Origin of the sequence: Avibacterium sp. 21-586 (genome assembly GCF_026226775.1) — a bacterium.
Taxonomy (GTDB): Bacteria; Pseudomonadota; Gammaproteobacteria; order Enterobacterales; family Pasteurellaceae; genus Avibacterium.
Window position 1 is genome coordinate 1,156,456 of record NZ_JAKKOD010000001.1, and the last position, 24,606, is coordinate 1,181,061.

A 24,606-nucleotide genomic window follows, 5' to 3' on the forward strand; every position below is an offset into this window, starting at 1 on the left:
TTTATAATACCCCAAAATAATATAAAGAGCGGGTGAAGATTCTGATATTTTTTCATTTGCATATTTATGCAAAACATATTAATATTATTTCAAGTTTCAGTATAGAGCTAACAACAAAAATGACCATTAGTGTAAAAAATCTCAATTTTTTCTACGGTTCATCACAAGCCCTGTTTGACATTAACTTAACGGCAGAAGATGGTGATACTGTAGTTTTATTAGGACCGAGTGGTGCGGGGAAAAGTACGCTGATTCGCACCTTAAACTTATTAGAAGTGCCACAATCTGGTGAGTTGGTGATTGCCAACAATAGATTTGATCTTTCCGCAGCGAAGGCGAATCCAAAACAAATGCGGCAATTACGCCAAGATGTAGGAATGGTATTCCAACAGTACAATCTATGGCCGCATTTAACTGTTATTGAAAATTTAATTGAAGCGCCAGCAAAGGTGCTTGGATTAGATAAAGAAACGGCGAAAAAACAAGCCCTTGAATTGCTTGCCCGTTTACGTTTAGAAGAATTTGCTGATCGCTTTCCATTGCATCTTTCTGGTGGACAGCAACAGCGTGTAGCGATTGCGCGAGCATTAATGATGAAACCGCAAGTTTTATTATTTGATGAACCAACAGCAGCACTCGATCCTGAAATCACGGCACAAGTGGTGTCGATTATTCAGGAATTACAAGAAACGGGTATTACCCAAGTGATTGTAACCCACGAAGTTTCTGTAGCGCAGAAAGTGGCGACTAAAGTGGTGTATATGGAAAAAGGCCATATCATCGAAATGGGTGATGCAAGCTGTTTTATGCAACCTAAAACGGAACAATTTAAACAATATTTATCTCATTCACATTAAGGAATTACACAATGAAAAAATTACTTTTAGCAACCCTTTTAGCAAGTTCAGCAGTAATGGCACAAGCACAAGATATTACTTTTGCAATGGAGCCAAGCTATCCGCCATTTGAATTCACCAATGAAAAAGGCGAAATTGTGGGGTTTGATGTCGATATTGCCAACGCAATTTGTAAAGAAATCGACGCTACTTGCCACTTCAAAAGCCAAGCCTTTGACGCATTAATTCCAAGCTTAATTAAAGGTCGTGGGTTTGATGCCGCAATTTCTGCCATTGATATTACCGAAGCGCGCGCAAAACAAGTCGCATTCAGCCAACCTTACTACGAAAGCTCAGCAAGTTTCATCGCAGTGAAAGGCAAAGCCGATTTAGCTACAGCGAAAACCGTGGGCGTGCAAAATGGCACAACTTACCAGCAATATGCTAACGCAGAAGCGAAACAATACAGCGCAAAATCTTACGCAAGCCTGCAAGATGCCATTCTTGACTTAAAAAATGGGCGTATTGATTTAATCTTCGGTGATACCGATGTATTGCGTGATATGTTCGCCAAAAACCCAGAATTGGCTTTCGTGGGTGAACGTGTTACAGATAAACGTTACTTCAACAATGGTTTAGGTATTGCGGTAAATAAATCTAACACTGCTTTAGTAGAAAGCCTAAATAAAGGTATCGGAGCCATTAAAGCAAACGGCGAATACCAAAAAATTTACGACAAATGGATGACTAAATAATCGCTATGTTTGTGGATTATCTTCCTTTAATGTACACCGCAACCCTAATGACCTTAGGGTTAGCGGTGTGTTCCTTATTATTAGGGCTCGTTTTATCGCTCATTTTTGTTACCCTAGAAATGAGCAAATGGCAATGCGTGCGTAAACCCAGTACCGTTGTAATTACCCTTTTGCGTGGCTTACCTGAAATTCTTGTGGTTTTCTTAATTTATTTCGGTATTCCTGAAATATTAGAATTAATCACCGGAAAATATTTGGAACTTAGCCCATTCTTTTGTGGTGTGTTGGCGTTATCTATTATTTTTGCCGCCTATGCTTCACAATCCTTACGCGGTGCGATTCAAGCGATTCCCCTTGGACAATGGGAATCAGGCGCAGCCCTTGGTTTAAGCCGTAGCTACACCTTTTTGCATATCATTATGCCGCAAGTTTGGCGACACGCTTTACCAGGATTGAGCAACCAATGGTTAGTGCTATTAAAAGATACCGCTCTCGTTTCATTGATTGGGGTACACGATTTAATGCGTCAAGCAGAATTAATTAACACAAGAACCCACGAACCCTTCACTTGGTATGGCTTTGCCGCATTGATGTACTTAGTAATTACGCTTATCAGTCAAGTGCTCATCCGTAAGCTAGAATTCCGTTTTACCCGCTTTGAAAGAGGAGTGGAATAATGATTCACGATTATTTCATCACCATCGCTCAGGGGATTCCAACGAGCCTATTGCTCACTATTTCTGCGCTCTTTTTTGCGTTTATTTTAGCTATTGCCTTAACCTTTATTCTTGCGATGGAAAATAAACTGCTAAAAAGTGCGGTAAATATTTTCCTAACTTTATTCACAGGTACACCGCTACTAGTACAATTTTTCTTAATTTATTACGGCCCAGGACAATTCCAATGGATCGTGAAAAGCCCAGCGTGGGCACTATTGTCTAATGCGTGGTTTTGTGCAATGCTGACCCTTGCGTTAAACAGTGCGGCTTATTCCACACAATTATTTTACGGTGCAGTGAAAGCGGTCTCAAAAGGGCAATGGGAAAGCTGTGCAGCTCTTGGCTTAAGCCGTTGGCAAACACTGAAAATCTTAATTCCTTATGCCTTAAAGCGTGCCTTGCCGTCTTACAGCAATGAAATTATTTTGGTATTTAAAGGCACATCGCTTGCTTCAACTATTACTATTTTAGATATTATGGGATATGCAAAACAGCTTTATGGCACAGAATATGATGCTCTCACCATTTACGGTATTGCGGGCATCATCTATCTCGCCATCACGGGCATCGCTACCTTATTACTACGCAAATTAGAAAATAGTGTGCTGCAGTTTGAAAGATTAGAAATAGAAAAAAGTTAATTCTCAATAAAACGGATTTTAACAATCCGTTTTTAATCTTATCACTAAAATAGCTATCTTTGATTTTACGATATAAGAGATATCATCGTTCAACATACTCATCTTTATAGAAGTAAATTTTCTTCCCCCAGCTCCGTTAGGAATAAAAATGTTTAGGGCTATACTAGATAGCCTGCCCCCTAACCAATTTGTTTTAAAATAGAGATTGTAAATTTTATGTTGACGCTGTTAAAACACTACACAGTTCAAAATACTCTTTGAGAATACCACTAAAACTTGCTTGTTCCAAAAATTCTCAATTCCATTTATATAGTTATAATATTCAGCAAAACTCATGGCGAAAATAGCTAAATTCACTCATGCCAAGAACATCATGGCTATACGGTAAGTATATCAATGTAAACAAGGCTATCAGACTTAACTTCCTCGCGGATAATTCGCAATAATGTTGCTGATTGAGCATTAACGACGGTATAAACCTTACCACCTTACTTAAGAAATCCGAATACCGCGACCTTTCCGGCAACATCAATACCACGTTTGACTTTGCGAGAACCGCCTGCAATAGGTTTCATCAATTTCTATATAGACTTCTTGGGTTTACAATGAGTTATCTTCATTTTTATATGGCTAGCATAACTGCTAATTTAATACAACCCTTTATTTAAACCAAAGAGCTATATTTTTCTTCGTAATTAATTAACCATTTTTTTAAATCCGCTATTGAAATGTTATCTTTTTTAAATATAATAATGATAATGATTATCCTTTCCATGGTAAAGTATATGTTTAGAAAATCATCCATTGCTTATGCGATTCTTTTAGCCATCTCATCAGCATCAGCATCAGCATCAGCAAAAACAATACAATTAAGTACTATTGATGTTATTGCAAATAAAGCTCAAAATGACCAACAAACGCTGCTATCAACACCAAGCATTCAAGCTCGTAATGCAACTGATATAAAATCATTATTATCTCAACAAGTTGAAATTGAAGTAACCAATCTACAAAAAACACGTTCTGGAAATGAAAGTATTAATATTCGAGGCTTGCAAGGTAATCGCGTTTCAAGCAGTGTAGATGGCATTCAATTACCTGAATCACAAGAAAATAAACTCTTTACTACTGTTGGTATGGCATTTGGACGTGGCGATTTTATTGAGCCAAGTGCATTACGCTCGGTATCAATATTACATAATAAAGCGAGTCAAGCGTTATCAAACGCAGTTAATTTTTCTACACTTGAGCCAAAGGATCTTCTTGATGAAAAAGCTATAGCTGGCTTTTTATCAGGCAACTACAATAGTCTTGATCGCTCTACAACAGGTACTGTTGGTTTCGCTTTGCAAAATGAAAAATATCAAAGGCTATTACTCACCACATATCGACAAGGTAAAGAAACAACTAATCAAGGGAAAATAGGAGGTATTGGTAGTACACGCACACAACCTAACCCTGCCAATTATAAAAATAACTATATTTTAGTAAAAAATTATTATCAGGTGAATGATGCTCATCGTTTAGGTTTGATTTTTGAACATTTACAAAAGAAAAAAAATACAGAACAGCTTTCTCTACTCGGTGTATCTACCAATAATCATGGGGGCATTTCCACCACAACCAATAACCTCACTGATAATCTCAATGACCAAAATCAACGAAGCCGTTTATCTCTAACACATTCTTACACACAGGATAATTTAGATATCAATACTCATCTCTACTATCAAAATAGTAAAACTAATAACTTTAGAACGAGATATTATACAACTAATCAAAGAGCAGTAACGCGAATAGATCGGGCTGAAAACAGAGATCAAATATATGGCCTTCAAACAACAGTATCTCATTATATTGACACTAATACACCACAACTTTTACGTTATGGTCTAGATGTAAGTTATCAAAATCTAACCAACCAATTAATCACTACTTCTGCACCAAATAGAAAGCCATCAGCAGATACCAAGCAGATAAAAAGTTATGTATTTCTAGAAGATCAAGTTAATATCAATACTCTGGAAATTACACCTCATTTAGGTTTAACTTATTGGAAACTGAACCCTAATTCTAATAATGGTTATATCCAACGGGCAGAAGATTATGCACCGATTCTTGAACAACATAAATTTGCAGTTATTCCCAAATTAAGTGTTTATTGGAATGTATCAGATATAGCAAAACCTTACTTCCAATATTCAAAAGGTGTAAAACCAGCTTCAGCACAACAACTAACAACCTCTTTTGGCAATAGTAGAGGACCTTTTAGTTACTCCATCGTTGGTAATCCATACTTAAAACCAGAATCGGCAAACAATTTTGAATTTGGCTTAACTGGTGATATTCAACAAGTTAGTTACCGTTTGGCTGGCTACTATAATTTATACAAGAATTTCATTGATTATAAACAGCAAGTACAAACAAGGAATTTACTTGTAATTCAATATGAAAATATAGCAAAAGCAAAAATTTATGGTGTCGAGGCTAATTTAACTTGGCGTATCATGGACAATCTCAAACTTAATACCGCTTTTGCTTATGCAAAAGGTAAACGTACTGAACAGGATGGTAGCGTGCATCCAATTAATACAATTCAGCCATTAAAATTAAAAATTGGCCTTGCTTATGAAACAGAGCGTTGGGGAACAAGTGTACTTTTATCACATAGCCATGCGAAATCAAGTAACGATATAGATGGCACCATGTTCAATCCTAGCCGAAGCTACAATTTAGTCGATCTTGGTATCTACTGGAAACCACTTAAATCGCTTACATTGAATGCTAATCTAAATAATGTATTTAACAAAACTTATTGGAATTGGGCTGATATTTCCTACTTAGCTGGACGTTCAAATGAAACATCAAGCTATGATGGTTCTGTCTCAATCAATAAAGATAATGCCTCTGCCTATTCAGCTGCAGGCAGAACATTTAACGTTGGTATTCGTTACGAATTTTAATCATTATCTACCGCACTTTATATAAAGTACGGTCTATTTTACGAGAAAATATATGTCATTATTAGAAATTCCAGACCAATTAAAAAATGCTGTGGCTCAGCAACTACAACTTAATCCTCAACTATCAACATTAGAATTAGCCACTCAATTTCAACAACCAGAGGGGAAAATTATTCTCGCATTACCGACAGAGTTAGTCAGTATTCGTGATGGGAAATATGCCTATGAAATATTACAACAGCTGCCAAACTGGGGTGTTGTTGTGACGATTCTTGAAAAAGAAGGATCTATTTTTGAAATAAAACAACCATTTCCATTTGGAAAAAATGGTTATGGCTACTATAACCTTAATCTTGGTTCTAACACTGAAAGTGGACTTCATGGTCACTTAAAATTAGAAAATATCGCTAAAGTTGCCTTAATAAGTAAACCTTTTAAAGGAAAAGAAAGTTATGCTTTTGTATTTATCAGCCAAGCAGGAACTGTTATTTTCAAAATTTATTTAGGGCGCGATGAACATCGACAGCTTTTACCCGAACAAGTAAACAAATTTAAACAACTATTAACACAATAAGGAAAATAAAAATGTCAGAGACAATAGCTCAAGAACGCTTAACACGTTTACAAAATCGAATTGGCCCAGAGGTACAAGAGTTAAAACAGCAGTGCCGTACTGTTATGCTTGCAACTGTTGATGAACAGGGTAATCCAAATGTAAGTTACGCTCCATTTGTACTAAATGAGAAAGGTTACTATATTTTTATTTCAGATATTGCGAGACATGCTCGTAATCTGAAAAAAAATCCTAACGTCTCATTAATGTTAATTGAAGATGAATCAATATCTCGCCAAATATTTGCCCGTCGCCGTTTATCTTTTGATGCGACTGCTACCATTGTTGAATATGGTACTGATGAATGGAATATAGGTACTCAAGCAATCAAAGAGAAACACGGAGAAATTATGAATGAGCTCACTACAATGGAAGATTTTACTTTATTCAATTTAATTCCTAAAAAAGGACTATTCGTTAAAGGTTTTGGGCAAGCCTTTAGTGTTGATCCAAGTGATCTTGTCGGAATGGTGCATGTTGAAACAGGCCACCAACGTAGAACTTAATACCTATTGTTACACGCCACTTTATTCTAAGTGGCGTTTTCTTACCAAACTCTAACCTGCCCTGATTGCTGATAAATTTCTGCATGATATTGATATAAATATTGAATATTCGTTACTGTAAGAAGTTCTGCTGGTGTGCCATAAGCATAAAAACCACCTTGCTGCAGCAAGAATAATTGATCACAATAACGACTCGCTAAATTCAAATCGTGCAAAACAATTAATACAAGATGCCCTTGTTGAGCAAGCTGTCTACATTGTTGTAAAAATTGATGTTGGTGTTTAAGATCTAAAGCACTTGTAGGCTCATCAAGTAAAATGAGTTTTTTTTCTGTTGAAGCCAATACTTGCATCCATACTCTAGCAGCCTGTACTCGTTGCTTCTCTCCGCCAGACAGTGTTAAAAAATTCTTATTTCTTAATGCACTAATATCAAATATATCTAATATGTACTTAAGCATTACGTTTAATTTTTGTTTAGATATAGCATACATCATTGCCCCCATTTCAACAATTTCATACACTGAAAAAGCAAAATTTAGTTGAGTTTGTTGAGGTAAAAAAGCGAGCTGTTTAGCACGCTGTGTTAAGTTGAGTTCTGCTATATTTTTTCCTCGCCAAAGAATGGCGCCTTGATGGGGTAAATCTTGTCCAATCGCCTTTAACAAAGTTGATTTTCCTACACCATTTGCTCCTAAAATTCCTACACATTGACCCGCTTGTATTGATAAACTAAAGGGATGACATAATATATGCTGCTTTAATGTAATTGACAAATTTTGTAGAGATAACATTAAAGTTTCTCCTTATTTTTAATTAGTAAACCAATAAAGAATGGAGCGCCTAAAAGTGCGGTTAAAATACCGATTGGAATTTCTGCTGGAGCAGCAACAACACGAGCAAGAACATCAGCAACAAGTAGCAAAATCGCCCCCGATAAAGCACTAGCTGGTAATAACGTTCGATGATCAGCTCCCAATATTGTACGGCAAATATGTGGTACAACTAACCCAATAAAACCAATCATTCCAGCAATGGAAACTGAAACCCCTATGGCTAAAGCAACAGAATAGATACATCGTTTTTTTATTTTCTCAATATCAATACCGAGGTGACGAGCTTCTAAATCCCCTAATAACATTGCATTTAGTTTTAATGACTGACGATAAAAATAGTAAAAAACAATAAAAAAAACCACCGCACTTAGCCCCACAGCATATCTATCTCCATTTGCGACGGAACCAAGCTGCCAAGTTGTTAATGTTCTTAATGCTTGATCATCAGCAATAAATTGTAATAATCCAAGAAATGCAAACGCTAAAGAACCAATAGCAATACCACTTAACAAGATCAGCAACATTTTTGTACCATAACCTGTTTTGCCAACCTGATAGACAAGTAAAGTTGCAAACAGTCCACCTAAAAAAGCAAAAATAGCAATAAGATTTGTGCCATATCCAAGGAAAAAACCGGTTGGTAATAGGACTATTGCTATGCCCGCGCCTAATGCTGAGCCCGCGCTTACCCCTATAATTCCTGGATCTGCTAGGGGATTTCTGAATAATCCTTGTAAGATAGTGCCACAAGTAGCAAGTGTCGCTCCAATAAACATAGCTAATAACGTCCTTGGTAAACGTAGCTGTTGTAGAACAAAAACCGTACTGTCTTCTCCCCTACCAAATAAAGCATTCACTAAATCAACCAATGCTATTTTTATTGCTCCAACACTTAATGAAACAAAAATTATCAAACATAAGATAATAATGTTGCATAGCATGAAAGTATGATATACAGTTTTTTTATCTTTTTGCGCTATCATCTAATATTAACTAAAAACTTAATGGCATTTAGGATTTTGATTTATTAATTGAACTAAACGTTCACTTTCTCGTAATGATGTTAGATTAAAGCCACCTAATAACGCTTGCCCATCAATGGTAAAAACACACTGATTTTGTACCGCACTTAACTGCATCAAAAATGGATTTTTTTGTAAAATATTAGTTAAATTCTGAACTAAACTACGCTCTGAAATGAATAAAATTTTAGGCTGCTGTGCTAATAGAGCTTCAATAGAGTAAGGATAATAATCTTTTTTACCTTTCCCTCTATTTTCCATATTAATTAGCTGCAATATTCCATTTGCAGTGGTATCATCTCCGCCGGCAAAAAGTTGCCCCTTTTCACCAATAAATAAAAATAAGGCTTTTATAGCTTGCGTCGGTTTTGTTTGTTGAATATTTCTTTCTACCTCTTGCACTTGTTCAAATAGCTGTTTTGCTACTTGCTGTTTACCCAATATTTCACCCATTTTTATAATATGTTGCTGTAAATCTAGAATGCTATTAGTGGTATTCTGTAATACTTCTACTTTTATCCCAGCCTGTTTCAACTTCTGTAATACATTATCCGGTCCCATTTGCTCACTACCAATCAATATACTAGGCTTAAGAGATATAATTCCCTCGGCACTCAAATTACGTTGATAACCCACAATTGGTAACTTTCTGTCGCTTAAGAAACGTTTACTTGTAGAATCTAATGCAACTATTTCTTCACTACTATCTAAATTTACTAATAGCTCCGTAATACCTGCACCAACTGAAACAATTCTCTCTTTATTAGTAATTTGTGCAAAAGTACTATTAACAGTAAGAAATAGGGCACAACTGATCAAAATCGTTGAATACACTTTTTTCATTTTCCTTTCCTCATTTACGCTTTTTATGAATAAAAAAATCTACGCCAAAACTTATTTTTAAGTGTGTTTTTTGTCCCATAATTTCATACGGTGGTTTAGGTAGCGGTGATGCACGTCTTACGGTATTAACTGCTTCTGAATCTAACTCCTCATTACCACTACTCTTTTTCAATCTAGCGGATAATACTCTACCACTATGATCAATTTCGATTGTTACGATGGGCTTCCCTTCTATCTGATTTTTTAATGATTGTGCTGGATAACGTTGATAACGCTGTAAGTGAGCCATCAATAAAGATTGCCAACTTGCCCTATCCGTTTTTAAGTTACCACTACTATTAAATTCAGCAGCAATTTTATTGCTATCGCCATCTGGCGCAACCAATACTGCTTGACCAGTCGCTACAGAGTTAATATGATTTACCTGTTTTTTCTTTTTGTTCTCCTTTCTACTCGTTTTTTTAACCTTCTTAATAGGTTTTATTTTCTCTTTATTAACTGGTTTATCTTTTTTTTCAACAACTATCTCAGCCTGTTCCATTGATTCCGATTCATCTAATCTTGGTAATAAAACTTCTTTTTTAACTTCAGGTTCACTTACATCGGTTTTTTGACTGTCTTGAGTAATAATCTGTGGCGGTCCAATAGCAAATTCCTGAACACTCACTATTGATTGCGGAGGGTCAGAAAATTCAACCATAACAGCAGAAATATTATTAAACTTAGTATAAGCGTTTTTTTTAGCTAAAATATGAAATATAAATAAGTGCAAAACCACGACAAAAACCATGCCTACAAGCCAAAATAGATACCTTTTATTTTGCCACAATGATGGAACTTCAATAATCATTACACATTATTCTCTATCTGTTTCTAATCCAACTAAACCTATCTTAAAATAACCAGCACTGCGCAATTGATTCATCACATCCATTAACTCTTCATAAGGTACTCTTTTATCTATTTGAAAGAAAATAACCGTATCTCGTTTAGATTTTGTTAGTTTATCAATTTCACTTCCTAAATCCTTACCTAGTAATCTTTCATTACCCAAATATAACTCTTTTTCCTGATTTAATGATAAGACGATCGGCTTTTCAATATTAGGTTCAACCTTGGCTTTTGCCACTGGCAAATCAAGAGGAATAGTCACGGTAGAAATTGGAACTGTTACCATAAAAATAATTAACAATACCAACATTACGTCAATAAATGGAGTAACATTAATTTCTGATAATTCTTGCTCATTATATGAACTTTCATTATATTGAAACGACATAACTTTTTCCTATTTATCTATTGACACTAATCTTGATAGTGAAATATCACGTTTAACCATTAAACGTAACACGGCCACCAGATTACTAATTAGAACACTATAATGATTAACAGAACGTATAAAAATATTATAGATAACAACCGCTGGGATAGCCGCAGCAAGTCCTAACGCAGTAGCAAAAAGTGCTTCAGCTATACCTGGTGCAACCACAGATAGACTTGTCGTTTTCGCATTTACAATGCCAATAAAGCTATTCATAATACCCCATACTGTGCCAAACAACCCAATAAAAGGAGCAACAGATCCAATAGTTGCTAATGGGGAAATTCCGTAACGTATCTGCTGTGTAAAATTTTGAATTTGCCGATCTAAACGATAATCTATACGCTGTTTAAAATCTTCATCAAGGGAATAATTTGACTTAATTAATTCATCATTAATTTCATTAATTAAACGTGTTAGCACAATATTACTCTTTTTAGATCGTAACTCTTTATACACAGATAAAAAATCTTTCTGTTGAACTAACCAAACTTGTTGCTTTTGTAAAAAGTATTTTGAAATACTTATTTGAATAAATTTTATAATAAAAATAAGCCAGGTTAATATCGAACAAACAAACAATATCCAGATTACAACTTTAACTACCCAATGAGCATTAGTATACATTCCCAATGGGGACATATCTAATTGTGAAGATTCTACTTTAGCTAATGAATTTACTATATGAGCATTCTCATTTATACCATCTAAATTAGATAAGGTACTTTTTTGAAGTGATATTTCCTCATTATTTAATTGTTCTGATATACCATCTGAATAACTATTCTTAGCCAGAATATATTGGGAATTAAAGAAGAAAAGTATAATTAAAATCAGCTTTACTATTTTTTTGTGAAATAACATTAAATTTATTTTCCTTTATTATAAAGTGCGATAAAAATTTTTCATTTTAAACCGCACTTCTCCTTGTTAAATACTACTTTTTAGTTGCACCAAAAATAATTTTCTCTTCAGCATTACCAATGCTACCTACAACTTCTTCCGCCTTAGGTCCTGCAAATGCTCCTGAATAACCAGTGATAGCTTTCTCTTCACCATCATCAAGGATAACAACATTATCGTGAGCATCTACTCCAAAAACCATCGTACCATTTACTGATTCGATTTTAGTCGGTTTTAAAATCAAATCTTGCTTACTTAATTCAATACCTTTTGCCGTTGGCTGATCATCATCATCTGTAAATTTATAATTATATTTAACTAAACCATCTTGGCGATTTGATACACTTCCTGAAATTTCTTTATTTGAAAAATCAACCAATAAATTAATATTACCAACATAAGGAACTTTAGGTGTACTACCATTTACCCCATCTACATAGCCCAATGTATATCCACTATAACGGGCGGTACCTTCTAGTTGTGTAAATTCTGTTTCTTTAGTTGGATTAATGACAAACATTTCTAGATTCTGATAAGAACGTTCTTCAGGCCCATCTCCATAGTCCTCTGTGATCGTTTTTTCAGGTACAAATGTTGCATAACTAGAATAGGATTGATTAACAAATTTAAAAGTACCAACAGGTATGCCATTATCAGTTAAGACAAACTCTTGTACTGTATTAGGATCAATTTTACCATTGTTTAGGAAATCAGCATTTGGTATCAGCTGTGTAAGTTCTATCGTTTTGTTAGTCTCTGGATTGGCAAATTCATAATTTAAACCAGGATTAACAACCCAACCAACGGTAGTATCTGCATTTAGTGCTGGAGATGCAGAATACCCCTCTCCGTATTGTTTTCCTTGATCCGCACTTAAAGAAGCACTTGATGTTAATGAAACTGCTCTAGACGATGTTGAAAAGCCATCAATAGCTTCGACCTTTTTCTCTTCTGCTGCTTTTTCTACGTTACTCTCTGGTTTTGTATCCATATTTGTAGCTGATGTTGAAACATCATCGATAACTTCGACTTTTTTCTCTTCTACTACTTTTTCTACCTCATCATTTTGTATTTCATTTTTGTTTTGTGCTTTTTCTGCGTTACTCTCTGGCTTGGTATCCATATTTGTAGCTTTCTCTTGTGCTTTGTCATTGGTAAACGAAGTGTTACTAGATTGACAAGCGGTGAGAGATCCTAATAAACAAGCAATTAATGTAAATTTATATGAAGTTTTCATTTTAAATATCCTCTAGGTATTGGTTATATATTAATTATTAAAAACGAATTTCAGCTCCAATAAAGAACGTTCTACCACGTGCAATATTGCTAAAACTAAATACGTCATTTTCCTGCTCATCCACATCATACTGAGATGAAGTTGCATTTAATGAATTAAGGGCATCAACATAATTTTTATTCATCAGATTTTGTACTGACGCTTTAAGTAAAATATTTTTATTAATTTGATAATTAGTATAAAGATCTATGATAATTGGCATTTTAGGAATTTCTTGCGTGCCATCACCTTTTTCTTCAACCTGCAGGCCAGCTGGATTAACTCGTTTATTTTTACCTATATATTTAATTAGTGTACCAACCGTTAATTGTTTATCAAAAAAACGAGCTCCTAGCCCCAATGTGGCATAATGTTCTGGTAACATCGTAATAGACGTTGTACCAAATCCCGTGCCAACTGTTGAAGTTACATCTACCGGTAATTTTAGCTTTTGATGGGTATAAGATAATTCAGTAAAAAATGATCCCATATCATAATTTAAGCTCAATTCTACCCCCGTGGATTTTATTGGTTCTAACGCATTACGATAAATATGAGCTTGATAAGCTTTATCAGCCTCATTAAGATCTGTCGTTCTAGTACCATTACTGCGCAAATAGATGCTTTGACTATAAATACGATCCTTTTCATAATTTAGAAAACCAACCAATTTTATTCCCAAAAAATCACCACTAACAAAAGCATTCTCTTTCTCAGTATTAAAACCTACTTGATAGGTTTTCATTCGTTCTGGTTTTAAAAATGGATTAATTGATCCTGCGCCTTGGTTGTTGAAAAAAACTTCATTAATATTGGGTAGACGATTAGAAAAAGAATAACTAATAAAAGGCTTGAACCAATCATATTTCTGCCAAGTGAGCATTACTGACGGCAATAATGCTTGGCTTTTAATTTTAATATTAGCTGCGCCATACGGGAAACACTCAACATCTTCTCCATCACATGCTGGTTTGTAGCCACTAACATAACCATTGGTATATGTAACCCCTGTTGTTAAAGCAAAATCTTGCCAAATCGCTATATTTGTGAGATAAAGACTGCCTAGCCGTTGCTTACCAGTAGGTGAAAATGGCGTATACGCTAAGCTATTTTGATCAACCGCCGTAGCCACTTTACTATAACTATTAGTTAATAGACTACCACCAATTTCTGTTTCAAAATCAATATATTGCCAATTAAATTTTGTAGAATTAGAGAGTTGAATATAGCTTGATTTATTGCTAGTTCTACCATTAGAGAGTGTCCAAATATTGGCACCCTCATTATATTTTTGAGCATTTTTCGTATAGGCAGCTAACAAATTAAAATTAATAAAGGGAGAATCGGGTGTATAAGAATATTCGATACCATACGCACTGTTTGTCGTTTTTCTTCCCCCCACATTATTACTGTAATCCCTAGCACTCAACAATAAATAATGTGTACTATTAGGTTTTACTTCTAATTTTGCTAGCCAAGAACGAGGAGCTTGATCCAAGCGGCGCACATAGTCATTATCACTAGAATAACTACCATCACCTCGCTTATAATTTCCCTTCATTTTACTGCCACTATAAGCAAAAATTGCTCCTAGACTACCATCATTTTCTAAATGATATTTACTCCCTAAAGCCAACATTGCATTAGGTCCAACTCCATTTGAGCCATAATTCAACTTAGATAATATACCAAATTTATTTTCGTGAAATACAACGTCATCTACCCCGATCGTCCGAAAATTTGCACTTCCGGTTAATGCATTTACACCATGTGCGCCACTAGAAAATCCTCGAGTAATATCTGTTCTGACCAAAAAGTTAGGATCTATCATTACACCGTATTGACTACTTGGTCCATAACCTGCACCATCATTGTTATCTGTATGATATTTATTGGCTGAATTAGAAGACGTGCCATAGAAAGTCTGTGGCACCCCATCTATCATCGTATTTACTCTACCAAAGCCACTTTCACCACGAATATTAACGCTCACCGTTCCTTGTGTCGGATTTATATTAGTATAAGTTCCAGGTAAGGCGCGCACACTGCTATCCAAAGATTGAAAGGATTTCATTTCTCCAATGCTACTCACTGCACCTGCTATACCAAAAGTCTGTTGTTCTGCCGTACGAGTTACACCTTCACCAGCTACTTTCAGATCATCCAATTGCAATTCTTCTTGTTCTTCAGCTGCCCCCTGTAAACTCACTACAGAAAGGCAAGTCAAGGCAATCATTTGTGCTATTTTATTTACTTTCATTTACTTTCCTTATTTGATTGAATCACTTTTATCATTATTCGGTAGATAAAGTGCGGTCTATTTTTAATAAAAAACTATAAGCTTCTACATTGCGTAATATTCTTCCTAAGCGCCCATTTCCACTATGATGTCCAGATGCATTTTCAATGCGTACTAAAATAGGAGAAATCTCATTTTGTACTTGCTGATGCCGTACACTTGCAGCAAACTTTACACTTTGCCAATAAGGAACACGATTATCATTAAAACCAGCTGTTAATAGCATTGCTGGATAGCGCTGAGAACGAATATTTTGATAAGGAGAATAAGACTTTATTATTTGATATTCTGTTGGTTTATATATACTGCCCCATTCTTGAACTTCTTGTGATTTTTCATCCACCTCAGTGGCTAAGTTTGATAATAGATCAAGATATGGAACTTGTAGAACAACGGCACGATAAAGTGAAGGATTTTGATTAACTGCAGCAGCAATCAATAACCCACCGGCACTTTCCCCCATTGCGTAAGTGCGATGCTCTGCTGAGTAACCGTTCTGTTGTAAGTACTCCGTAACATCTATAAAATCATTAATACTGTTTTGTTTATGAATACCTTTACCGAATTTATACCATTTTGCACCCAATTCACCACCACCGCGTACATGAGCAATAGCTAAAACGAAACCTCTATCTAATAAACTTAAATAGCTCGTACCATAGGTTGCTTCAAAGCTAAATCCATAAGCACCATAACCAGTGATGAGTAATGGGTTTTTACCTTTTAAAAATAAACCGGTTTTATAAACCAATGTAACAGGAACCAAAGTGCCATCTCTAACAACAATCTTCAAATACTTTGTTGTATATCCCTGCACCATTTTCTGAATAGTCTGAGAGAATTGCCCTTTTATTAAATCAAACTCTAATAAAGTTGTTGGTGTCGAAACCGAGCTATAGGTGAAAGTTATGTGATTATCATCATTAATCCCTTGCAATCTAACTAGATAATTTTCTTCAGGAAAAGTAATATTATACTTCTGCTCTGGTTTTCTTTTATTCCAATAAATATATTGCACTACCCCATTTTTACGCAGTCGTACAAGAACCCAATTTTTAAGTACAGTAAAACTCTCTAATTCACTTGCCATTTGAGGAACGAAAATAGATTGCCAAGCAGACTTAAGTTCCGTAGCATAAAATAGAGTAAATTCTCTTGTTTTTAAGGTATTATCTTGTTGCCAATTACTGCGAATATAGAAGCCATCATCGGAGTGATCTACATAGTATTCTAAAGCCTCTTGCCTTCCTTTCACTAACTGTAACTCACTTTTCTCCTGATTAAGATCCAACACTCTCACTTCAGATTGTGTCGCATTATTCATTGACAAAATTAAGTAACGGCCAGATGACGATAAGGTAATATCAGCTAAAAAGCTATTATCAGATTCTTGATAAATTAGCGTATCTTGCTGTTGGTTGTGCCCAAGATAATGCAAATATAAAGAAATTTTTTGTTGTGAATCTTTAGCCAAATAATAAATCGCAAGGTTATCTTTTCGCCATACTGCATCAGGCAAAATATTACTTAATTCTTGCTGAATCTGACCAGTTTCTATATCTAAGAGTGATAATTGATACTGCTCATCTCCAGATGTGTCCTCTATAATCAAAGCTAAGTGTTGATTTGGGCTAATGACAGGTTTGTGCAACAAATAATAAGGAAATTGTCCTGCTCTTTGATTGCCATCAATAATTAACTGCCATGATTTATCTGCTCTTTGTCTCTCAATTATAGGATAACGGCCCGTATATGTTTGACGATAAATTCTATTAGAATCTTGCCAAGTCTGTATATTTACTCTTTTGGATAAACGCTCTTTCATTTCTTCTAGTAATCTTTCCTGCAGAGCCTTTTCCGAAGCAAGAAAAATATCCGTATAATGATTTTCCGCTTGCAAAAGTGATGCAACCTCTGAATTGTAGTTTTCTAGCCATTGATAAGAATCTGATATGTTTTCTAAAGGTAATACTAATTCACCTTGCTTACGTTGAATATCAGGATAACTAATAGCACTAGCACTACTTACTAAAATCACAAAATTAAGTGGTAACATAGCTAAATAAACTAAATAATGACTTAATCTCATAGCTATAACACCCAAATATAATCGGCTTCTTCAAAATTAATTGCATCTAACTTATCAGTTAGAATCACCACTTTATAATCAATATATTGATAATCATATAAATGTAACGGCACACCAAATAACTTACTTACATGGTAACGACCCGCAATCAATAAACTAGGCTTGTGATTTTTTATTAAAGTCTCTGCCATGCGTCTATCTTTAAACTGTTGAATTTCAATAAGCTTATCTATAATTTCAGGTTGTGAATTGCTATCAGAGTGTTGAGCTGTATAAGAATTCATTAATTTTCGTAAGCGCTGTTTAACAGTATTAGAAGTTGATAGCCTTCCCTGCAATGGATAAGCTCCGGCCCACAATACTTTAATCTCATTTTTATCAAGATTAGCTCCATACAAATTTATTGTAGAATTAGCAATCAAAGAGAGCAATTTACCATACTGTTGCCAATCCCATTTATTATCCCATTGCAATACGCGCTTAATAATACTGTCATCATTCTGATGATTCAGACGCAATAGTCTTTGAGCTTGAGATAACACAGCTTGTTGCGAAGAAGGAATCATTTCAAGCATAACTGACTTTAATTGATTATACTCAAATAGATCTAGAATAATTTTCTGTTCAGCTACATGATGAGATATTTGATCATGTATTTCACCGATCAGAACCATAGGAGTGTCACGCAACCGCATGAGTAAATCAGGATAAGAGATAAAAGTTCGCTGCTTAGTATCAAAAATCCCTTGTTGAACAGCCTTTACCGTCAAACTAGGCTGACTTACACAACCAATAATACTCCATCCTATAATCAAGAAAAAAGCTAAGACTCTCATCAAAAAACCAACAATAACAATAACCATTCTCATTATTAAATCATAAAAATAAATTTTTGCAAATAACAATTATTATTTTTTACATGTAATTGATAAAAGGGATGTATTATATTGACAATGATGTCAGCCTATAAAAATCATCTTAGCTCATTGTAAAAGGATAAATTCACACACAAACAACCAGAGCTCTTTGTATTTAACGTTGCAGTCCGTTCTGTAGTAAATTTACTAGAAATTGACCATAGTTCTACTGCTTTGTTTATCACAAAATGAGAGAGATAATTAGCTATCATTTAGCAGAAGATACCAATGAAATTTTCGCAGGTGAAATAGAACTTGATGAAAGCTATTTTAGTCGAAAAAGAGGACGAAACAGGATAAGGTCAAAACTCCGGTTTTGACATGCTGAAAAGAGAAGAAAAAGTCTATATAAATTATTGTTGAGAATACCAAGATTGACAGCCCGCGTTTAATATAAAAGCTTGAGTCTAAGCTTTTACAAAAACTACTACCAATCATACACTCTGCGAATGAGGCAACTGCCACAACAAGTGCTCGTATCATCAAGCTATTGAGTGAATCTACATTACTTCAAATGACCTATTTTCCAAATCTAGATGGAATCTGATACAGAGCCCAAAAAACTAATGGGCTTCGTCCCAGTTCTCCCCTACCCCCACATCAACAATCAATGGCACAACAAGCTCTGCAGCATTTTCCATTAGGGATTGGATTAACGCACTATAATTTGCGATATGCTCTGTCTTTACTTCAAACACCAATTCATCGTGAACTTGCATAATCATTGCGATATTCGGATCTTGCGCAATGGCGCTATCAATGGTGATCATCGCACGTTTAATAATATCCGCCGCCGTGCCTTGCATTGGTGCGTTAATCGCCACACGCTCTGCGCCTTTTCTACGCATTGCATTACTCGATTGAATCTCAGGCAGATACAAACGGCGTCCGAACAGGGTTTCCACATAGCCTTGCTGTTTGGCTTTTTCGCGAATATCAGTCATAAAAGTTTGCACGCCGGGGTAACGTTGGAAATACAAATCCATATATTTTTGCGCATCGCCACGCGAGATGCCAAGCTGACGGGAAAGCCCAAACGCGCTCATTCCATAAATGAGTCCGAAGTTAATGGCTTTCGCACTGCGGCGTTGTTCGCTGGTAACCTCATCAAGCGGCACGCCAAAAATTTCTGCGGCGGTAGAGCGGTGAATATCCTTGCCTTGTTGGAAAGCACTAATCAAGCCTTGATCTTGCGATAAATGCGCCATTATGCGCAGTTCGATTTGAGAATAATCCGCCGCAATAATTTTATACCCTTCGCGCGCAATAAAGGCTTGGCGAATGCGGCGTCCTTCTTCATTACGAATAGGGATATTCTGCAAGTTTGGATCACTGGAAGAAAGTCGCCCCGTTGCCGTTACCGCTTGATGATAAGAGGTGTGAATTCTCCCTGTACGTGGATTGATCATCAGCGGAAGTTTGTCCGTATAAGTGGATTTCAACTTGGCTAAACCACGGTGTTCAATGAGCAATTTCGGCACAATATGCCCTTGTTGTGCCAGCTCTTCCAACACGTCTTCATTGGTGGAGGGCGCACCTTTTGGCGTTTTGGCGATAATCGGTAAACCGAGCTTTTCAAACAGGATTTCTTGTAATTGTTTGGTGGACGCAAGGTTGAAATTTTCCCCTGCCGCCTGATGAACTTGGCTTTCAAGTGCGGTCAATTTTTCGCTAATTTCTTGTGATTGTTCAAGCAAAGTCTGGCTGTCCACCAACACGCCGTTGCGTTCAATGCGTGATAACACACCCACTAACGGCATTTCGATATCATCAAATAATCTCACCAAACTTTCTGTTTGTGCCAATTCTGGCCATAGGGTTTGGTGCAATTTCATTGTGATGTCCGCATCTTCTGCGGCATATTCACTGGCTTGCTCAATAGCAATTTTATCAAAAGTAAGCTGCTTTTTACCCTTGCCGGCAATAGCTTCAAATTCAATGGTTTGATGATCCAAATGGCGTTTGGCAAGCTCGTCCATATTGTGTCGCCCCGTGCTGTTTAGCACATAGGATTCCAACATGGTATCGAAACACACACCTTGCAGCGCAATGCCGTGATTGGCGAATACGGTGAGATCGTATTTGATATTTTGCCCCACTTTTTCAATCTGCGGATTTTCCAATAAAGGCTTGAGTGCCGCCAAACATTGCTGCTTGTCTAACTGGCTAGGCACACGTTCAAAATAGGTTTCCGTTGCGTCTGTGCTGCCGAACAAATCCCCTTGCGATTGACTTTCACGCGCCACTTCGTGCAAATGATCAAGGGGGATATAGCACGCCTCGCCATTTTCTAAGGCAAAAGAAATGCCCACTAAGTTCGCTTGCATTACGTCTAAATTATCGGTTTCTGTATCCACCGCAATGAGTTTGGCGTGCTGAATTTTATTCAACCATTCATCGAGCTTGGCTTGGCTATCTACGGTTTCATACAAAGTGCGGTCGATTTTTACCGAATTTTTCACCGCACTTTTTGTCGTCGCCGTTTCATTTTGCGTGGTAAATTTAGCACTTTGCCAATCTCCTTTGGTTAAACCGCTTTCGCCGTCTATCACTTCATTTAGCCAACGCTTAAACTCATAGCGCGCGAAATATTCCACCAACTCATCGCGCTGATTTTGCCCAAGCGTGAGTTCTTCTGGTTTCACCGCTAAGGGCACATCGGTTTTGATGGTCGCAAGAATGTAAGACAAATCCGCATCAGCTTTGGTGGCAAGCAATTTTTCGCCTAATTTTTTCGCACCACGAATGGGTAGCTCAGCCACCTTTTCCAAATTGGCATAAATCTCAGCCATACTGCCAATGCCCTGCAGTAAACCGAGTGCGGTTTTTTCGCCTACGCCAGCGACACCGGGGATATTGTCCGCGCTGTCACCCATTAAGGCCAAATAATCAATGATCAATTCAGGTGGAATGCCATATTTTTCAATCACGCCCTCGCGATCTAGCAGGCTGTTATTCATTGTGTTGATGAGCATAATGTTATCGTTCACCAATTGCGCCATATCCTTATCGCCTGTGCTAATCAGCACTTTTTTACCTGCCTGCGATGCCTGCACCGCAAGTGTGCCGATAACATCGTCCGCTTCCACCCCTTCAATGGATAAAAGTGGAATACCAAGGGCTTTGATAATGGCGTGCAAGGGCTGGATTTGCTTACGCAAATCATCAGGCATTGGCGGACGGTGCGATTTATATTGCTCAAATAATTCATCACGGAAGGTTTTCCCTTTGGCATCAAACACCACTGCAATATAGCTCGGCTGCACCTGTGCAATCAAACTTTTCAGCATATTCAACACCCCATACATCGCTCCTGTTGGCTCGCCAAGAGAATTGGTAAGCGGTGGAAATGCGTGGAACGCACGATACAAATAAGATGATCCGTCAACTAACACAAGCGGATTTTCTGCAATTTTAGCCATAAGATTCTCGATAACTGTGATGAAAAATAAGGGATATTATAGCGGAAAGTGCGGTGGAATTTTGAGATTTTTTGCTTTCGAATCGGATAAGTGGGTTAATTGAGCTGTCCTAGATAATCACTAAAATGCTATTTAGGTTCAAATAACCCTATGAGAATAAGTCGCCTACTTCAGTATAAACAACATAAACTTATTGTGCTGTTCGTACTCTAAACCAGCACTAACAGATTGTATTTACGATTAAAAATACCAATATTTTAATTTTTTACATCATCACTCCACTCAATAATTTGCTGACTGTGACAACAAGCTTGTCAGCTCATTATTATTGCTTTACACGTTTGAGAAATATTAGCTCATTTTTTCAGCTTGATTTAATAAATTATCTTGTGGTTAATCCGAGGGGTCATAAAATATGAGCGTTTCCTGCTTTGTTTAGATTGAATTTTGCACTCATATTCTAAACGGGAAACGCTCATTTTTTATAGTGAATTGTCAGATTAGATCTGATTTTCTACCACTAAGAGCCGATCACACCGCCATCTTCTTTCTGAATCACGACCGTACCTGAACGGGGTCGGGATTTTCCTGATGCATCAGGCCAAGTGGAAATGGCGGTAGCTTCGAGATGGTTTGTTTTTCCTGAGCCAGATTCACCTGGGTGCTGAATATTGATGAACATAGTTTTATTATCAGGAGTAAACGCAATACCTGTAATTTCACAACCTTTTGGTCCAGTTAAAAAACGTTTAAACTGGCCTTCTTCCGGAATAACGGCGAGCATTTGATTGTTCCCCATTCCTTCGTATTCTTTCTGGTTAATCGTGCTAGATGACACATCTGTTTGCACCCACAACACGCCATTTGGAGCAAAACGTAATCCATCTGGGCTACCAAAAGCATCTCCTTTTATGTTACCTTGACCTTTTTGATTATTCCCAGCTAAGGCGAAAATATCCCAAGTGAATTTGCTTGCAGTGCCTTTTCCTTCTGATTCTTGCCAGCGAATAATATGCCCAAAGACATTTTTATCGCGCGGATTAGCCGCATCTTTTCCCGCTTTCCCTTCACTTCCACGCTGCGAATTGTTGGTTAACGTACAGTAAACACTTCCTTTTTGGTAAGGATCTATAGCAATCCATTCAGGACGATCCATTTTTGTTGCTCCAACCTTATCTGCTGCAAGTCGGGTTTTTATTAACAGATCTCCTTGATTTTCAAATCCATTTTCATTTGTTAATCCATTTTCGCCATAAACTAATGGTAGCCATTCACCAGATCCATCTTCATTAAAACGAGCTACATAAAGCGTTCCCTCGCTTAAAAGACGCATATTATGTTTGCGATCATTAGCAATATATTTCTCTTTTGAAACAAATTTATAGATATATTCAAAACGTTGATCGTCTCCCATATATACAACAGCATGACCATCATCACTAATGCCTAACATTGCCCCTTCATGCTTAAAACGTCCTAACGCGGTATGTTTTACCGGGGTTGATGTTGGATCAAATGGGTCAATTTCAACAACCCAGCCAAAACGATGAGGTTCATTCGGTGTTTTGTCAGTATGAAATCTATCATCAAACTCATTCCAGCGATACTTATCCTCTTTTTCTTTTTTCATAATACCGTAGCGTTTGTCAAGTGCAGTAAATTCACCACTTTCACGCACAAAAATATCGCTCCAGTTTTCTTCGCAGGTAAGATAAGTCCCCCACGGGGTTTCGCCATTTGCACAATTTTGCATCGTCCCTAATACTAGTTCCCCTTTAGGATCGGCTGCCGTTTGCATTAATTTGTTTCCTCGTGCTGGGCCAGTTAATTGCATTGGTGTATGAGGCGTGATGCGACGAGCATATTTAGATGGACGGACAACTTCCCATTCCCCATCTTTTTTCTTTATTTCGATAATAGAAGTACCCATTGCGTTTTGAGATTTTTTCACTTTTTCAGCCGACCACGTACTATCACCATCAGGAAAGAGTAATCCATTGTCGACATATTCATGATTCATTACCAGTAAACCATGTTCATTTTCCTTGTCCTTTTCTAAAGGAAAATAAGCCATTCCATCATGATTCATTCCCGCTTGCACAGCTTGCTCCGTGCTGTTATTAGACGCATCACTCTTGAACAGCGGAGAGTTACCTTCAATACCAACAGGATCACCCCATAAATAGAATGGTGTAGCACGATATCCTTGTGGAACGATAACATTGTCACTTGTCGAAAGCGGTACTGAGGTGAAATTTAATGATGTCATTATTCTAGATGCGTTAAATGGCGCTGCGAATACGCGTTCAGAAATAAAAGCTGAAGGCAGTAACGCTATTGCGCTTGCTACACCACCTAGTTTTAATATTTTTCGACGTGATAGATGCAAATCTAATACTTCTGACATAGTCATATTATCTGAAGGATTAGTACTTGTATTTTCTTGTAATGAACGGGTCATACTGATTCTCCTAACGTAGTAAAGTAAATTTATCAAGAAGAAGTATAAAGAGATAATATGACAAATTGATGACAACAAATTGTGAATACTATGGATGAAAAAATAAGCATAGTACGATGAGATGAGAATAGCTGTAACTTGCTCGATGCCATTATTGCCTAAATTTAATCGCGTTTTATTTATG

19 protein-coding genes and 1 pseudogene are annotated in these 24,606 nt (G+C 36.6%); 7 read left to right on the forward strand and 13 right to left on the reverse strand.

Features of this window, described 5'->3' with window-relative positions:
• Nucleotides 1-119 precede the first annotated feature (119 nt).
• From artP to artM, 4 genes are read left to right on the forward strand one after another with little or no spacing between them, the layout of a single operon-like run.
• Nucleotides 120-857, forward strand: coding sequence for an arginine ABC transporter ATP-binding protein ArtP (artP, locus tag L5B71_RS05255; protein ID WP_265757324.1), 738 nt, complete (start codon nt 120-122; stop codon nt 855-857).
• Nucleotides 858-868: 11 nt separating this feature from the next.
• On the forward strand, nt 869-1,591 hold the full coding sequence (locus tag L5B71_RS05260) for a transporter substrate-binding domain-containing protein (protein ID WP_265757325.1): 723 nt from the start codon (nt 869-871) through the stop codon (nt 1,589-1,591).
• A gap of 5 nt (nt 1,592-1,596) precedes the next feature.
• Entirely contained in the window at nt 1,597-2,268 is a 672-nt protein-coding gene (gene artQ, locus L5B71_RS05265; RefSeq protein WP_265757326.1) for an arginine ABC transporter permease ArtQ, read from the forward strand.
• Entirely contained in the window at nt 2,268-2,951 is a 684-nt protein-coding gene (artM, locus tag L5B71_RS05270; RefSeq protein ID WP_265757327.1) for an arginine ABC transporter permease ArtM, read from the forward strand. The genes artQ and artM overlap by 1 nt, the downstream gene beginning before the upstream one ends.
• Before the next feature lie 179 nt (nt 2,952-3,130).
• Here artM and L5B71_RS05275 read toward each other — a convergent pair.
• Nucleotides 3,131-3,536: pseudogene (locus tag L5B71_RS05275) on the reverse strand (transposase); the annotation flags it as partial.
• Nucleotides 3,537-3,736: 200 nt separating this feature from the next.
• Here L5B71_RS05275 and L5B71_RS05280 point away from each other — a divergent pair.
• Genes L5B71_RS05280 through hutZ form a run of 3 tightly spaced genes read left to right on the forward strand, consistent with a single transcriptional unit; the run spans nt 3,737 to nt 7,033 of the window.
• Nucleotides 3,737-5,914 carry a TonB-dependent receptor domain-containing protein gene (locus L5B71_RS05280; protein ID WP_265757328.1) on the forward strand — a complete coding sequence of 726 codons (2,178 nt, stop codon included), beginning with the start codon at nt 3,737-3,739 and terminating at the stop codon, nt 5,912-5,914.
• 52 nt (nt 5,915-5,966) lie between these two features.
• The gene (gene hutX, locus L5B71_RS05285; RefSeq protein WP_265757329.1) at nt 5,967-6,488 is read left to right on the forward strand and encodes a heme utilization cystosolic carrier protein HutX; all 522 of its coding nucleotides are present in this window, start codon (nt 5,967-5,969) and stop codon (nt 6,486-6,488) included.
• 11 nt (nt 6,489-6,499) lie between these two features.
• Entirely contained in the window at nt 6,500-7,033 is a 534-nt protein-coding gene (gene hutZ, locus L5B71_RS05290; protein ID WP_265757330.1) for a heme utilization protein HutZ, read from the forward strand.
• A gap of 41 nt (nt 7,034-7,074) precedes the next feature.
• On the opposite strand, the gene L5B71_RS05295 is transcribed toward hutZ, so the two are convergent.
• The 12 genes from L5B71_RS05295 to L5B71_RS05355 form a co-directional block, all read right to left on the reverse strand.
• Nucleotides 7,075-7,827 carry a heme ABC transporter ATP-binding protein gene (locus L5B71_RS05295; protein WP_265757331.1) on the reverse strand — a complete coding sequence of 251 codons (753 nt, stop codon included), beginning with the start codon at nt 7,825-7,827 and terminating at the stop codon, nt 7,075-7,077.
• Nucleotides 7,827-8,852: a FecCD family ABC transporter permease gene (locus L5B71_RS05300; protein WP_265757332.1), complete on the reverse strand. Its 1,026-nt coding sequence runs from the start codon at nt 8,850-8,852 to the stop codon at nt 7,827-7,829. The genes L5B71_RS05295 and L5B71_RS05300 overlap by 1 nt, the downstream gene beginning before the upstream one ends.
• 18 nt (nt 8,853-8,870) lie before the next feature.
• Nucleotides 8,871-9,734 carry a heme/hemin ABC transporter substrate-binding protein gene (locus L5B71_RS05305; RefSeq protein WP_265757333.1) on the reverse strand — a complete coding sequence of 288 codons (864 nt, stop codon included), beginning with the start codon at nt 9,732-9,734 and terminating at the stop codon, nt 8,871-8,873.
• A 10-nt stretch (nt 9,735-9,744) separates the two neighbouring features.
• Nucleotides 9,745-10,584, reverse strand: a complete 840-nt coding sequence (locus tag L5B71_RS05310; RefSeq protein ID WP_265757334.1) for an energy transducer TonB family protein — start codon at nt 10,582-10,584, stop codon at nt 9,745-9,747.
• Between the two features lie 6 nt (nt 10,585-10,590).
• Complete coding sequence (locus tag L5B71_RS05315; RefSeq protein ID WP_265757335.1) at nt 10,591-11,013, reverse strand: biopolymer transporter ExbD; 423 nt, start codon at nt 11,011-11,013, stop codon at nt 10,591-10,593.
• A gap of 9 nt (nt 11,014-11,022) precedes the next feature.
• Nucleotides 11,023-11,919 carry a tonB-system energizer ExbB gene (gene exbB / locus L5B71_RS05320; RefSeq protein WP_265757336.1) on the reverse strand — a complete coding sequence of 299 codons (897 nt, stop codon included), beginning with the start codon at nt 11,917-11,919 and terminating at the stop codon, nt 11,023-11,025.
• 73 nt (nt 11,920-11,992) lie between these two features.
• Nucleotides 11,993-13,195, reverse strand: coding sequence for a hypothetical protein (locus tag L5B71_RS05325; protein ID WP_265757337.1), 1,203 nt, complete (start codon nt 13,193-13,195; stop codon nt 11,993-11,995).
• A 37-nt stretch (nt 13,196-13,232) separates the two neighbouring features.
• Nucleotides 13,233-15,494, reverse strand: coding sequence for a TonB-dependent receptor domain-containing protein (locus L5B71_RS05330; RefSeq protein ID WP_265757338.1), 2,262 nt, complete (start codon nt 15,492-15,494; stop codon nt 13,233-13,235).
• A gap of 34 nt (nt 15,495-15,528) precedes the next feature.
• Nucleotides 15,529-17,622, reverse strand: coding sequence for a prolyl oligopeptidase family serine peptidase (locus tag L5B71_RS05335; protein ID WP_265757339.1), 2,094 nt, complete (start codon nt 17,620-17,622; stop codon nt 15,529-15,531).
• 2 nt (nt 17,623-17,624) lie between these two features.
• The gene (locus tag L5B71_RS05340; protein WP_265757340.1) at nt 17,625-18,491 is read right to left on the reverse strand and encodes a ChaN family lipoprotein; all 867 of its coding nucleotides are present in this window, start codon (nt 18,489-18,491) and stop codon (nt 17,625-17,627) included.
• A 611-nt stretch (nt 18,492-19,102) separates the two neighbouring features.
• Complete coding sequence (gene polA / locus L5B71_RS05350; RefSeq protein WP_265757341.1) at nt 19,103-21,961, reverse strand: DNA polymerase I; 2,859 nt, start codon at nt 21,959-21,961, stop codon at nt 19,103-19,105.
• 520 nt (nt 21,962-22,481) lie between these two features.
• The gene (locus tag L5B71_RS05355; RefSeq protein ID WP_265757342.1) at nt 22,482-24,422 is read right to left on the reverse strand and encodes a PhoX family protein; all 1,941 of its coding nucleotides are present in this window, start codon (nt 24,420-24,422) and stop codon (nt 22,482-22,484) included.
• Nucleotides 24,423-24,606 lie beyond the last annotated feature (184 nt).